Annotated in this window: 1 protein-coding gene; it reads left to right on the plus strand. The window is 63.2% G+C overall.

The genetic code is table 11. From position 1 onward, the window contains the following. A partial coding sequence (locus CF70_RS18315) for an integrase domain-containing protein (RefSeq protein WP_035867599.1) occupies window positions 1–630 on the plus strand: 630 nt, incomplete at its 5' end. Window positions 631–690 lie beyond the last annotated feature (60 nt).

Genomic DNA, 690 nt, shown 5'->3' on the forward strand with positions numbered 1-690 from the left:
GCGAAGGAAAGCTGGCGCTTGCGGCCGATCCAGGACGTGCTTCCATCCGGGCATCTCCACGTCGTGGATGGGACCAAAGGGGGAAGGTCACGCAATGTGAGCCTTGAATTCACTTGGCAGTACGATCTGCTGATCGAGGTCGCCGAGCTGGCGGCGGAGACGAACCCGAAGTACGGGACGTTGATACCGCGGACGTACACGCAAGATCAGTGGCGGCGGCACTTCTATAGTGTGCTGGAGAAGCACGGGGTCACGAAGAATGGATGCGGCGTGACTGCCCACGGATTGCGGCATCAGTACTTCCACCAGATGTACGAGCGGACGGCTGGCCAGGCGGCGGCCATCAAGGGCGGCGGGAAGGTGATAGATCGAGCGCGGCACGAGGAGGCAATGCGCAAGATCGTCGCGGCGGCTGGCCACAGCCGGCAGACGAAGGCCAACGCGTATCTGTCGACCTATTCAGTCCAGGCGGCGGGGTCGCGCCCGGTCGTTACACCGGAAATGGCCGCTCAGGCGGTGGCGGATGCCGGTGGGGTTAAGGCCAAGGCTGCGCAGGCGTTGGGGATCACGCGACAGGCGCTGTACCGGCTGCTGGCAAGGCTGCCGGTCATCAAAGAGACCGAGGAGTGAAACGTGGCGGAATTCCAGCAGTATGAGGCCTGGGTGCTGGAATGCCCTTCGAAAGACGCA

It is taken from the genome of Cupriavidus sp. SK-3 (assembly GCF_000611145.1).
Taxonomy (GTDB): Bacteria; Pseudomonadota; Gammaproteobacteria; order Burkholderiales; family Burkholderiaceae; genus Cupriavidus.